Here is a 13197-nt window from a genome sequence, read left to right on the forward strand (position 1 = left end):
CTGGTGCACTCCTCGGCCGGGTCGTTCGCCGCGCCGTTTCCCCGGATGCTTCTCTCGTGCGAGGGGCCTCGGCCCGTCGCGAATCCTTCCGCTCCCCCGGTCCCATCGCTCACGTGGCGCAGACTCCGGGTGCAGCTTCACTCTCGGAACTGACTATCCGACACGTACTCCACCGTCGTGCGACCAGCGGTCGTCTCTCGGTGGAGCGGAGACCGGGCACGTCCATTCGCGGAACGCTATCGATCTCCTGTGGCCCGGTACTCGCCCGGTAAACCTTCTTCGCGTCGGTGCGGAGTCTCCCGGACCGACGGCTCCGATTATCGCACGCATTCCCAGAGGCGTTGATCCGGCGCATGCCATAATCCCCCGGTGTCCAGCAATCCCGGGGTGCCCGGCACCCCCACCCAGCAGCGTCCCGTCGTTTTCGCCGTCCTGCTGATCGTGCTCGGGATCATCGGCTGGACCGCCGCGTTCGCCCTGACGAATGACAAGTTCGCTGCCCTTGAGAACCCCGACGCGAGCCTCGGCTGCGACTTCAGCCTCCTCGTGCAGTGCAGCGCGAATCTGAACTCCGCACAGGGCGCGATCTTCGGTTTCCCGAATCCACTGATCGGGCTCGCCGCATGGATCGCGCCCATCGTTGTGGGAGCAGGTCTTCTCGCGGGCGCTCGTTTTGACCGGTGGTTTTGGGCAGTGTTCAACGCCGGCTTCGTCCTGGCGCTGGTCTTCGTCGGCTGGCTCGTCGCGACGAGCATCTACGCTCTCGGAACGCTGTGCCCCTGGTGCATGCTCACGTGGGCAGTCGTCATTCCCGGCTTCTGGCTCGTGACGCTGCGCAATCTCCGCGAGGGCGTGTACCCGGTTCCGTCGGCGGTCCGCCGCGTCGCGCGGGCGGCCTACGGCTGGACCCCGTTCCTCACGCTGCTCTGCTACCTGCTCATCGCCGTCCTGGCGCAGGTGCGGCTGGACGTGCTCGCCTACCTGTGACGGACACCGTCACGGTAAGCGGATCGCCTCGGGAGACCTGAGCGCCGCAGGCCAGCTACGCTCAGGCCGATCAGAATACTCAGGCGAACCAGAGAGCGAGTTCGCGAGCGGCGGATTCCTCGGAGTCGGACCCGTGCACGAGGTTCTGCTGAACCTTGAGACCCCAGTCGCGTCCCAGGTCGCCGCGGATCGTGCCCGGCGCCGCCGTGGTGGGGTCGGTGGTTCCGGCGAGGGCGCGGAAGCCTTCGATGACGCGGTCGCCGGCGATGCGGAGGGCGACAATCGGGCCGCTCTCCATGAACTCGACGAGGGGTTCGTAGAACGGCTTGCCCTCGTGCTCGGCGTAGTGGGCGGCGAGTAGCCCGCGGTCGGCCTCGACGAGCTTCACATCGACGAGGGAATAGCCCTTCGCCTCGATGCGGCGAAGGATCTCACCGGTGAGGTTGCGGGCGACGCCGTCGGGCTTGACGAGGACGAGGGTCTCCTGGGTTGCCATGGTTCAGCGGTCTCCTTCGGTGGGATCGGTGGGGTCCGCCGCCCGGCGGGTCTGTGCGTCGAGGCGGGTGCCGGTCACCATGCAGTACGTCCACAGCGCCACGAAGGCGCCACCGACGACGTACATGATCGGGACCAGCAGGCCCGAGGCCACGATAACGAACTGGAGCACCCAGCCGACCCGGAACCCGACCAGGCGATTGAGAAGGCCGACGGTGGCGACCAGCGCAAGGCAGAGCACCGCTCCTGAGACGAGCACGACCACCGGATCAGCGACCTTCAGCCCGAAGCCGACGAGCGTCGCGAGGACAACGATGACCGCCTCGAAGCCGAGCACGATCGAGCCGAGGCTCTCACGCACGGTTCGCGTGCGGCGTGAGCGTCCGGCTGTCACGACCCCAACCACTTCTCGTCGCGGGCGACGGTGATCGTGCTGCCAACGAGCGTGATGGAGCCGGTGACCAGCAACGCGCCCTTGTCAGTGCGACTGGCGAGGACGCGACCCGCGGTGAGCGCTCCGTGCGGGTCCTCGGCAACGCGGACCGCCTCCTCCGGGAACACCGTGCGGGCAAGGGCCGCGAGTTCGGCGGCGGGCAGGGCGCGGTCGCTGGGCGCCGTCGTGACGATCAGTTCGTCCACGACCGGGAGCAACGCGCGGAGAATCCCCTCGGCGTCCTTCTCGGCCAGCACGCCGAGCACGGCCGTCACCCGGTCGAAGTCGAAGTAGCGGTCGAGCGCGGCGGCGAGGGAGGCGGCGCCGTGAGGATTGTGCGCCGCATCGACGATGGTGCGCGGCGCGAGTCCCACCACCTGCAGGCGTCCGGGCGAGGTGGCGGCCGCGAAGCCCTCGTCAAGGACGTCGCCGGTCAGCTCCTGCGTGCCTCCGCCGAGGAAGGTCTCGACCGCCGCGACGGCGACCGCCGCGTTCTCGGCCTGGTGGTCGCCGAAGAACGGCAGGAGTAGCTGCTCGTAGGTGGTGACGAGGCCGCGGACGGTGATGACCTGGCCGCCGACGGCGACCGTGGTCGATTCGACGTCAAACTCCGCGCCCTCGATAGCGAGCGAGGACTCGGTCACCTCGGCCGCGTGGCGCAGCACCGCCTCTGCCTCGGGGACCTGCCTCGCCGAGACGACGGCTGCGAGCGGCTTCACGATGCCGGATTTCGTGCGCGCGATCTCCTCGATCGTGGAGCCGAGGCGGGCAGTGTGGTCGAGGGCAATCGGCGTGAAGACAGCTACCTGAGCGTCGGCGACGTTTGTCGAATCCCATTCGCCGCCCATCCCGACCTCGATCACGGCGACATCGACGGGGGCGTCGGCAAAGGCTGCGTAGGCGAGCACCGTGAGCGCCTCGAAGTAGGAGAGCGGCGCCTCGCCCTGTTCAGCGAGTTCGACGTCGGTCATCCGCAGGTAGGGCTCGACGTCCTGCCAGTTCTCGGCGAGTCTGCGATCCGAGATCGGCTCGCCATCGAGGACGATCCGCTCATTGACGCGCTCCAGGTGCGGGCTGGTGAACAATCCGACGCGCAGCCCGTGAGCGCGCAGAAGGCTCTCGATCATCCGGCTGGTCGAGGTCTTGCCGTTGGTGCCGGCGATCTGGATGACCGGGTAGGCCCGCTGCGGGTCGCCGAGGATCTCGACGGCGCGGCGGGTCGGCGCCAGGCGCGGGCGGATGCTCGCCTCGCCGAGGCGCGCCAGGAGCGCCGCGTAGACGGCGTCGGCGGCCGCGCGGTCAGCGTCATCGTTCTCGAGCGGATCAGACATCCGCGGCCTCGACCTTTTCAATGCGAATGATGGCGGTGCCGGCGGGGCCGAAGGTGATCGCTCCCTCTCCGCCCTCGAGCGGCACGGTGAGCGGGATGAAGGCAAAGCCGGTCGCGAGGGTCTCCTCCGCGATCCAGAGCGCGTGCGGCTCGAGCGTGTGCAGACTCGGCTCGTCAAGGACGATCTCCAGCACGATCCTGTCGCTGACCTCGAGGCCGGCCGCCTTGCGCGCATCCTGCACGGCGCGGATGAGGTCGCGGGCGAGCCCCTCCGCTTCGAGCTCGGGGGTCGTTGCAGTATCGAGCAGCACGAAGCCGCCGCGCGGGAGCAGCGCGATGGCGCGGTCATCGCCGGCGGAGCCACTGACCTCGAGGGTCAGCGCGTACTCGCCCTCGACCAGCTCGACGCCGCCAGCGGTGACGACGCCGTCCGTCTCGCTCCAATCGCCGGCCTTCGCCGCTCTGATCACGGTCTGCACGCCCTTGCCCAGGCGGGGACCCGCGACGCGGGCGTTGACCGCGAGCCGCGACGTCACTCCGTAATCGGCGGCGCTGGAGTCGACAAGCGGCACCAGCGACACCTCCTTCACGTTCAGTTCGTCACGGAGAATCGCCTCGAACGGCGCCAGTTCGTCGGCGTCGGCGACGACGACGGTCAGACGCGCGAGCGGCAGCCGCACCCGGAGTCCGGCTTGCTTGCGCAGCGAGAGGGCGGTCGACGAGAGAACGCGCACGGCGTCCATCGCGCGCACAAGGGACTCGTCGAAGGGGAACTCGTCCGCCTCGGGCCAGTCAGTGAGGTGAACGCTCCGCCCGCCGGTGAGGCCCTGCCAGATCTGCTCGGTGATGAGCGGGAGGAGCGGCGCGGCCGTGCGGCAGACAGTCTCGAGGACGGTGTACAGCGTGTCGAACGCCTCTGAGCCGTGGCCTTCGGCATCGACGCCCCGCCAAAAGCGGTCACGGGATCGGCGCACGTACCAGTTGGTGAGCACGTCCGAGAAGTCGCGGAGCGCGGCCGCCGCGAGCGTGGAGTCAAGCGCCTCGAGGTGTCGGGTGACGGTCGTTACGAGATCGTGGGTCTTCGCCAGCAGGTAGCGGTCGAGCACGTCCTCGGAGTCGGTGCGCCGGGTCGCCTCGTAGCCCCCTTCTGCGGAAGCATTGGCGTAGAGCGAGAAGAAGTACCACGTGCTCCACAGCGGCAGGAGCACCTGGCGAACGCCCTCGCGGATGCCCTCCTCGGTGACCACGAGGTTGCCGCCGCGCAGCACCGGGCTCGACATCAGGAACCAGCGCATCGCGTCGGAGCCGTCGCGGTCGAAGACGTCGGCCACATCGGGATAGTTGCGCAGCGACTTCGACATTTTCTGCCCGTCGTTGCCGAGCACGATGCCGTGGCTGACGACGTTGCGGAAAGCGGGGCGGTCGAAGAGTGCCGTCGAGAGCACGTGCAGCGTGTAGAACCAGCCGCGGGTCTGGCCGATGTACTCAACGATGAAGTCCGCCGGGTTGTGGGTGTCGAACCAGTCCGCGTTCTCGAACGGGTAGTGCACCTGCGCGAACGGCATCGAGCCGGAGTCGAACCACACGTCGAGGACGTCGGAGATGCGGCGCATCGTGGAGCGGCCGGTCGGGTCGTCGGGGTTCGGGCGGGTCAACTCGTCGATGAAGGGGCGGTGCAGATCCTCCGGGCGCACGCCGAAGTCACGCTCCAGCTCGTCGAGCGAGCCGTAGACGTCGATGCGCGGATACTCGGGGTCGTCGCTCTTCCACACGGGGATGGGCGAGCCGAAGTAGCGGTTGCGGCTGATCGACCAGTCACGCGCGCCCGAGAGCCACTTGCCGAACTGGCCGTCTTTAACGTTCTCCGGGACCCAGGTGATCTCCTGATTGAGCTCCTCCATCCGGTCGCGGATCGCCGTGACACGAACGAACCAGCTCGAGACGGCCTTGTAAATAAGCGGATTGCGGCAGCGCCAGCAGTGCGGGTACGAGTGCTCGTAGCTGGCCTGGCGGAGGAGGCGGTGCTCCGCCCGCAACAGCCGCGTCAGTGGCTTGTTCGCCTCGAAGACCTGGAGGCCGGCGACCTCGGCGATCTGAGGCAAGAAGCGTCCGCCGTCATCGACGGAAATGATGACGGGGATGCCCGCCGCCTCGCACACCTTCTGGTCGTCCTCGCCGTAGGCGGGGGCCTGGTGCACGATGCCGGTGCCTTCGCTCGTGGTGACGTAGTCGGCGACCAGGATGCGCCACGCGTTCTGCGTGCCCCAGGCCTCGGTGTCGGCATAGTGGTCCCAGAGGCGGTCGTAGCTGATCCCCTCGAGTTCGGCGCCGCGGTGCGTGCGCGAGACGGCGGCCAGGGCCGACGCGGCGTCGGGGTAACCCAGGTCCTTCGCGTAGGCCCCGACCTGGTCGATGGCAAGAAGGTACTCGGCCGAAAGTTCGCGCTCCTCCGGCTCGCCCTTGCCGTCGGCCGCGCCGTCCGGGCCCGCGGGCACGACGGCGTACTCGATGTCCGGCCCGACCGCGAGGGCGAGGTTGGTCGGCAGGGTCCACGGAGTCGTGGTCCACGCCAGTGCGCGCACTGCCGTGAGCTGCAACGCCTCTGCGGTCTCGCCGACCAGCGGGAAGGTGACGGTGACCGTCTGGTCCTGGCGCATCGTGTAGACGTCGTCGTCCATCCGCAGCTCGTGGTTTGAGAGCGGAGTCTGGTCGCGCCAGCAGTAGGGCAGCACGCGGTAGCCCTCGTAGGCGAGGCCCTTGTCATAGAGCTGCTTGAACGCCCAGATCACCGACTCCATGAAGGAAGGATCGAGTGTCTTGTAGTCGTCGTCGAAGTCGACCCAGCGAGCCTGGCGGGTGACGTACTCCTGCCACTCCCCCGTGTAGCGCAGCACCGACTCCTTCGCAGCCGCGTTGAACGCCGCGACGCCCATTTCTTCGATCTGCGATTTGTCGGTGATGCCGAGCTGCCGCTCCGCCTCGAGCTCGGCCGGGAGGCCGTGGGTATCCCAGCCGAAGCGACGGTGCACTTGCCTGCCACGCATGGTTTCGAAGCGCGGAAAGACGTCCTTGGCGTAGCCGGTGAGCAGGTGGCCATAGTGCGGCAGGCCGTTGGCGAAGGGCGGTCCGTCGTAGAACACCCACTCCGGAGAGCCCTCGCGGGCCCGGATCGACGCCTGGAAGGTGTCGTCGGCCTTCCAGTAGGCCAGCATGCGCTCCTCGATCTCGGGGAAGCGCGGCGACGGGGTCACGCCCCGGCTGAACGCGGAGTTGTCGGCGGGTTCGGCGCCGTCAGGGGTGGGCGGGGTCAGGGGGTAGGTCACGTGCGATCTCCTGGCAGTGCTGCTGGTCTGCACGAGGACGGCCCGCCCGGATCTCAGACCCCGGGCCGGGTCGCGGTACCACCTCGCTTGGACCGGTCGGCCAGACGCTCCTCACGGAGTGCCCGCTAACGCGTTCCCACTCGATCGGCTGTCACGGGCCGCACCCGTTCGGGTCTACTGGGCATCGGCCGGAGCCGACGCCGTTCTTCCGAAGACTCACCGGTGATAGCCGGGTCTCAGTCATCCACCGGGTATCCTAGCGCGTCGGCGGATACGGAAGAAGGAGAGATCATGACAAAAGGAGAGATCATGACAAGAGGAGCGAAGCGGGGACGGCCGCGCGCCTCGTCGCGGTCGATGCTCGAGGACGCGGCTCTCGACCTTTTCATCGAGCAGAGCTACGGCCGAACGACGGTGGAACAGATCGCTCTGCGCGCCGGAGTCTCGCGCAATACGTTCTTCAACTACTTCGAGTCGAAGAGCGACGTCTTCTGGGTCTTCGTGGATGACCGCCTTGCGCAGCTACCGGAGGCGCTCGCCGAGACCGACGCCGACCGTCCCGTGATGGACGCGCTCCGCGAGGCTCTGCTCGTCGTCGGCTCCGGTTTCGGTCCCGCAACGGTGCCGTGGGTCCTCACCCAGTCCGAGCTGATCGGCGGCGTCCACGAGCTGCAGGCCTCCGCACTCTCGCGGCTCGCGCGACAGGCGGCAGTCATCGCCACATTCGTGGAGGAGCGGAGCGCGCATCCGCTGCCCACGCACCTCTCGCGCTCCGTCGCCTACGCGAGCGTCGGAGCAGCAGTGGCGGCCGTACAGTCGTGGGGCGCCGCCGGCTCTACACGGGGCGAGCTGGTGCCCTATCTCGAGGAGGCGCTGGCGCCCGTCTGCGCCGGCTTCGCCTCCGTCGTCTCCTGAACCCGTCGCCGCACCGCGGGATATCCATCGTGTCGCCCTCCCTCGGTGCGGCTCGGCTGACATCCCGCGAGGGGCGTGTGTGCGGCCCGGTAGGATTGGCGCGGCTGAGAGCCGCCATCCAGGCACCATCACCACCGACGCGGTGCCGCCCACAGTGAACCGGAGCATCATGACCCTCGCCGACCGTCTCCCCGCGAAGCCCGCCCTCGAGGGCCTGGAGTCCAGGTGGGGTTTGCGCTGGCAGACCGACGGGACCTACCGGTTCGACCGTGCCGGACTCTCCCGTGCTGACGTCTACTCGATCGATACGCCGCCGCCGACCGCGTCCGGCTCGCTGCACATCGGGCACGTCTTCTCCTACACCCACACCGACGTGATCGCGCGCTTCCAGCGGATGCGGGGAAAGAGCGTCTTCTACCCGATGGGCTGGGACGACAACGGCCTGCCCACCGAGCGCCGCGTGCAGAACTACTACGGGGTGCGCTGCGATCCCACGCTCCCCTACGACCCCGAATTCGCCCCTCCGTTCGAGGGCGGCGACACGAAGAGCAGCAAAGCTGCCGATCAGAAGCCCATTTCGCGCCGCAACTTCATCGAGTTGTGCGAGCGTCTAACCGTTGAGGACGAGAAGCAGTTCGAGGACGTCTGGCGGTCTCTCGGCCTATCCGTCGACTGGTCGCAGAGCTACCGAACAATCGGCGACGAGTCGCAGGCGGCGTCACAGCGCGCGTTCCTCCGCAATCTCGCTCGCGGGGAGGCTTACCAGGCCCAGGCACCCACCCTCTGGGACATCACGTTCCGCACCGCGGTGGCGCAGGCTGAGCTCGAGGACAAGGACCAGCCCGGCGCCTACCACCGCATCGGCTTCCACCGTGACGGAGCCAACGACGTCTTCATCGAGACGACCCGGCCTGAGCTGCTCCCCGCCTGCGTCGCGCTGGTCGCGCACCCGGATGACGAGCGCTACCAGCCGCTGTTCGGCACCACCGTCCGCACGCCGCTCTTCGATGTCGAAGTACCGGTACTCGCGCACCACCTCGCGCAGAAGGACAAGGGGTCGGGCATCGCGATGATCTGTACCTTCGGCGACGTGACCGACGTGGTCTGGTGGCGCGAACTCGACCTGCCCAATCGCGCGATCATCGGCTTCGACGGACGCCTCATCCCGGAGCCGCCCGCCGCGATCACGGGCAGTGCCGGCCGGGAGGCCTACGCTCAGCTCGCTGGCAAGACCGTCTTCTCTGCCAAGCAGGCCGTGGTAGCGCTGCTGAAGGAGTCGGGCGAGATGGTCGGCGAGCCACGTCCGATCACGCACCAGGTGAAGTTCTTCGAGAAGGGCGACAAGCCGCTCGAGATCGTTTCGACCCGCCAGTGGTACATCGGAAATGGTGCGCGCGATGCCGCCCTCAAGGAGCGGTTGCTTGAGCTCGGCCGCGACATGCGCTTCGTGCCCGAGTTCATGCGGGTTCGCTACGAGAACTGGGTGAACGGCCTCTCTGGCGACTGGCTGATCTCGCGACAGCGCTTTTTCGGCGTGCCGATCCCGGTCTGGTACCCGCTCGATGGCGACGGCACTCCGCTCTTCGACTCCCCGCTGGTACCGGAAGAGGCGGCGTTGCCCGTCGATCCGTCCAGCGATCCCGCCCCGGGCTACTCCGAGGACCAGCGCGGCGTACCCGGCGGGTTCCAGGGTGAGCTCGACGTGATGGACACCTGGGCGACGTCCTCCCTTACCCCGCAGCTCGCGGGCGGCTGGGAGCGCGACGACGAACTGTGGCAGCTGGTCGCGCCCTACGACCTGCGCCCGCAGGGTCAGGACATCATCCGCACCTGGCTCTTCTCGACGCTCCTGCGCTCGCAACTCGAAGACGGCCGCGTTCCCTGGCTCACGGCAACCGTGTCAGGCTTCATCGTCGACCCCGACCGCAAGAAGATGTCGAAGTCGAAGGGCAACGTCGTCACCCCCGCGGCGATGCTGGAGCAGCACGGCTCGGACGCGGTCCGCTACTGGGCAGCCTCCTCCCGCCTGGGCACGGACGCCGCCTTCGACCCGCAGAACCCGACGCAGATCAAGATCGGCCGCCGCCTGGCGATCAAGATCCTCAATGCGGCGAAATTCATCCACGGCTTCCCGCTCGCCGAGGGCGCCACGGTGACGAATCCGCTCGACCTGAGCATGCTCGCGACGCTCGACGCGGTCATCGACGAGGCGACGACCGCGCTCGAGAACTACGACCACGCGCGGGCCCTGGAGACGACGGAGGCGTTCTTCTGGACGTTCTGCGACGACTACCTGGAGCTCGTCAAGGAACGCGCCTACGGCGAGGACGGCGCCTCGGCGGCAGCAGCATTACACCTCGCACTCGACGCTCTGCAACGCCTCTTCGCTCCCTTCCTCCCCTTCGCGGCGGAGGAGACGTGGTCGTGGTCGCACGACGATTCTGTGCACCGTCAGCCCTGGCCGACCACGGGAGATCTCGGAGGCGACCCCTCGGTGCTGACCGCCGCGAGTTCAGTGCTCACGGCCATCCGACGCGCGAAGACCGATGCGAAGGCATCGCAGAAGACGCCGGTGGTCTCCGCCGTCGTCACCGCTCCGGCCGATCTCGCCTCCTCGCTCCGGCTCGCCGCGAACGATCTCGCGGCCGTCGGGCGCATCGCGGAGCTGACGTTCGAGGAGGGCGACGCGCTCTCCGTCGCGATCGAGCTCGAACCCGAGGCCTAGGAACCCCGGGAGGAGACTCCCGCCGTGCGAGAGGACACTTCATGCAACTCGGAACCCGATGGGCGGTGGGCGATACGCCGCCGCAGACCCTGCCGGAGATCGTGGTGACCGCGGTCCACGAGGTGGAGGGCGAGCTCGCCGGCTCCGGAGCGGCGACCGCCACCTGGCGCTGGACGCTCACCTGGCTCGAGGGCAAGCCGGTTCTCGAACTCGATGACGGCACCACCATCACGTACCGGCCGGAGGAGGACGCCGCCCTCATCACGCAGCCCCAGGGTCGCGTCGAGGACGAGGACGAGGACGACTGGGGCTAATCGGACTGTCCTCGCCGGCGAAGGCGTCTCTAGACCCGACGGCCCGGCACGAGCCACGCCAGAACGATCAGCCCGACGACGAGTCCCCAGAACGCCGAGCCGATCCCGGCGATCGTGGTACCCGAGGCCGTCACGAGAAGGGTCGCGGCGGCGGGCAGGCGCAGCGTCACGTCCGCCACAGCCGCCTGCACGGCCGCGACGAACACACCGAGGAGCGCAAGCCCCGCGACCGCCTCGATGAGGAGCGGGCTCGCGGAGGACACGAGGGCCGCGGCGGCGCCCGCGAACAGGCCGAGCACCAGGTAGGACGCGCCCGCCGAGACGGATGCAACCCACCGCTGCTCCGGCCGCGCGGACGCCTCGGGACCTGCGGTCAGCGCCGCGCTCAGGGCGGCGAAGTTGATCGGCACACCGCCGAACACGGCTGCAATTCCCGACAATGCCCCGCTCGAGACGATGCCCGGCCGAGAGTGCGCCTCGTAGCCGAAGCTTGTGAGCACCGCGATACCCGGGATGTTCTGCCCCGCCATCGTCACGACGTAGAGCGGCAACCCGATCCCCACCATCGCGCCAATCTCGAACACCGGAGCGACCAACTGCGGCATCGGTAGCAGCCGGGCGCCGGCCAGGGCCGCCCCATCCGTCACCAGCAGCAGCACGATGGCCAGCGCGATAGCCGCGGGCGCTGCCCAGCGCGGGAGGAGCCGCGCCAGAATCAGCCAGAGCACGATTACCGGCAGTGCCAGTGCGGGGGTCTCGACAGCGGCCCGCACAGGCGCGAGGACGAGCGGGAACAGGATGCCCGCAAGCATCGCGTTCGCCAGCGGTCGAGGAATGCGCGCGACCAGCCTTCCCAGCGTCGGCCACAGGCCGGTGATCACGAGCAGGGCGGAGGCGAGGAGGAACGCCCCGACCGCGCGATCGAAACCACCAGGGAGCGTCGCCGACGCGGCGAGCAGCGCGGCGCCCGGAGTGCTCCAGGCGAAGGTCATCGGCACCCGATAGCGGACGCTGAGCAGGATGCACAGCAGGCCCTGGAGCACGCAGACGGCGAGGAGTCCGGAGGCGGCCTGGGAATCGGTGGCACCAACGGCGACGACCCCACCGAGGACGATCGCGAAAGAGCTGGAGAAGCCGGTCAGCGCAGCGACGACCCCGGCAAGCAGCGGCTGGATGATGGCGGTGCCTCCCGGGCGCGAACCGCGGGCCAGGGCCGACGGACACGCCGATAGCGCGCTCCGCCAGAGTAGGGAAGACACAGGATCGCGCGGGACGACGCGAGGGGCCAATCACAGCGAACTGGCGCGGAAGGCCGATCCGCTCGCTCGGTCAGCGACAAGACCTGCGCGTTACGCGCTCTTTTCCTCGCGGCGCGGCGTGTGCGGCACGATCGTCGGCGCGGCGTTGTCGAGGACCGCGGCACGAGTGACGACGACGCGGGCGACCTCGTCGGACGACGGCACCTCGAACATGATCGGGCCGAGCACCTCCTCGAGGATCGCGCGCAGGCCACGCGCCCCCGTCTGGCGCAGGACGGCAAGGTCGGCAATGGCCTCGAGCGCGCCACGGTCGAACTCGAGCTCGACCCCGTCGATCTCGAACATCCGTTGGTACTGCTTCACGAGCGCGTTGCGCGGTTCGGTCAGGATCTGCATGAGCGCGTGCTGGTCGAGCTGAGTGACGGTCGTCACGATGGGCAGGCGGCCGATGAATTCGGGAATGAGCCCGAACTTGTGCAGATCCTCCGGCAGGACCTCGCTGAAGATATTGATCTCGTCGTCCTTGTTGTGCAGCGGAGCGCCGAAGCCGATCCCTCGCTTGCCGGCGCGCGACGAGATGATGTCTTCCAGCCCCGCGAAGGCCCCCGCGACGATGAACAGCACGTTCGTCGTGTCGATCTGGATGAACTCCTGGTGCGGGTGCTTGCGGCCGCCCTGCGGCGGTACCGAGGCGATCGTCCCTTCGAGGATCTTCAAGAGCGCCTGCTGTACTCCCTCACCCGACACGTCGCGGGTGATCGAGGGGTTCTCGGCCTTTCTCGCGATCTTGTCGACCTCGTCGATGTAGATGATGCCGGTCTCGGCCCGCTTGACGTCGTAGTCGGCGGCCTGGATCAGCTTGAGGAGGATGTTCTCCACATCCTCGCCCACGTAACCCGCCTCGGTGAGGGCCGTCGCGTCGGCGACCGCGAACGGGACATTGAGGCGCTTAGCCAGGGTCTGCGCGAGATAGGTCTTGCCGCAGCCGGTCGGACCGATCAGCAGGATGTTGCTCTTGGCGATCTCAACCTCGTCGTGGATCGCGTCCGCCGCCGTGATGGTGTTGCGGGCTCGGACGCGCTTGTAGTGGTTGTACACCGCGACGGCGAGGGTCTTCTTCGCCTGCTCCTGCCCGATTACGTACTCCTCGAGGAAGCCAAAGATTTCCTTGGGCTTCGGGAGGTCGAACTCGTGGCTCGTCTCCTCGTTGGACTCGGACAGGCGCTCTTCGATGATTTCGTTGCAGAGCTCGACGCACTCGTCGCAGATATAGACACCAGGTCCCGCGATGAGCTGCTGAACCTGCTTTTGGCTCTTACCGCAGAAGGAGCACTTCAGCAGGTCGGCGCTCTCGCCAATACGTGCCACGGGAATGCCCCACTTCCTTGTCGTGCGTCTGTCGTGCTGAGTTCGAAT

General features: G+C 68.1%; 10 protein-coding genes. 4 read left to right on the top strand and 6 right to left on the bottom strand.

From position 1 onward, the window contains the following. Nucleotides 1-369: 369 nt before the first annotated feature. Nucleotides 370-987 (top strand): vitamin K epoxide reductase family protein, encoded by a 618-nt coding sequence (locus HRF29_RS01985; RefSeq protein ID WP_343043607.1) that lies wholly within the window; start codon nucleotides 370-372, stop codon nucleotides 985-987. 79 nt (nucleotides 988-1066) lie between these two features. On the opposite strand, the gene ndk is transcribed toward HRF29_RS01985, so the two are convergent. From ndk to ileS, 4 genes are read right to left on the bottom strand one after another with little or no spacing between them, the layout of a single operon-like run. Then, nucleotides 1067-1483, bottom strand: a complete 417-nt coding sequence (gene ndk / locus HRF29_RS01990; protein ID WP_173243889.1) for a nucleoside-diphosphate kinase — start codon at nucleotides 1481-1483, stop codon at nucleotides 1067-1069. 3 nt (nucleotides 1484-1486) lie between these two features. Then, nucleotides 1487-1876, bottom strand: a complete 390-nt coding sequence (locus HRF29_RS01995; RefSeq protein ID WP_343043608.1) for a DUF4233 domain-containing protein — start codon at nucleotides 1874-1876, stop codon at nucleotides 1487-1489. Then, on the bottom strand, nucleotides 1873-3246 hold the full coding sequence (locus tag HRF29_RS02000) for a bifunctional folylpolyglutamate synthase/dihydrofolate synthase (RefSeq protein WP_173243895.1): 1374 nt from the start codon (nucleotides 3244-3246) through the stop codon (nucleotides 1873-1875). The genes HRF29_RS01995 and HRF29_RS02000 overlap by 4 nt, the downstream gene beginning before the upstream one ends. Next, complete coding sequence (gene ileS, locus HRF29_RS02005) at nucleotides 3239-6568, bottom strand: isoleucine--tRNA ligase (protein ID WP_173243898.1); 3330 nt, start codon at nucleotides 6566-6568, stop codon at nucleotides 3239-3241. Before ileS ends, HRF29_RS02000 begins: the two co-directional genes overlap by 8 nt. A 309-nt stretch (nucleotides 6569-6877) precedes the next feature. Between ileS and HRF29_RS02010 the strand changes: the two genes are divergently transcribed. The 3 genes from HRF29_RS02010 (at nucleotide 6878) to HRF29_RS02020 (ending at nucleotide 10522) form a co-directional block, all read left to right on the top strand. Further along, nucleotides 6878-7483 (top strand): TetR/AcrR family transcriptional regulator, encoded by a 606-nt coding sequence (locus tag HRF29_RS02010; protein ID WP_173243901.1) that lies wholly within the window; start codon nucleotides 6878-6880, stop codon nucleotides 7481-7483. A gap of 169 nt (nucleotides 7484-7652) precedes the next feature. Then, nucleotides 7653-10208, top strand: a complete 2556-nt coding sequence (valS, locus tag HRF29_RS02015) for a valine--tRNA ligase (protein ID WP_173243904.1) — start codon at nucleotides 7653-7655, stop codon at nucleotides 10206-10208. A 41-nt stretch (nucleotides 10209-10249) separates the two neighbouring features. Continuing rightward, entirely contained in the window at nucleotides 10250-10522 is a 273-nt protein-coding gene (locus HRF29_RS02020) for a hypothetical protein (RefSeq protein ID WP_173243907.1), read from the top strand. Between the two features lie 29 nt (nucleotides 10523-10551). Here HRF29_RS02020 and HRF29_RS02025 read toward each other — a convergent pair whose 3' ends face one another. After that, nucleotides 10552-11781 carry a benzoate/H(+) symporter BenE family transporter gene (locus HRF29_RS02025; RefSeq protein WP_343043609.1) on the bottom strand — a complete coding sequence of 410 codons (1230 nt, stop codon included), beginning with the start codon at nucleotides 11779-11781 and terminating at the stop codon, nucleotides 10552-10554. Between the two features lie 90 nt (nucleotides 11782-11871). Continuing rightward, nucleotides 11872-13149: an ATP-dependent Clp protease ATP-binding subunit ClpX gene (gene clpX / locus HRF29_RS02030; protein WP_173243910.1), complete on the bottom strand. Its 1278-nt coding sequence runs from the start codon at nucleotides 13147-13149 to the stop codon at nucleotides 11872-11874. Nucleotides 13150-13197 lie beyond the last annotated feature (48 nt).

It is taken from the genome of Rathayibacter agropyri (genome assembly GCF_013249015.1).
Classification (GTDB): domain Bacteria; phylum Actinomycetota; class Actinomycetes; order Actinomycetales; family Microbacteriaceae; genus Rathayibacter; species Rathayibacter agropyri.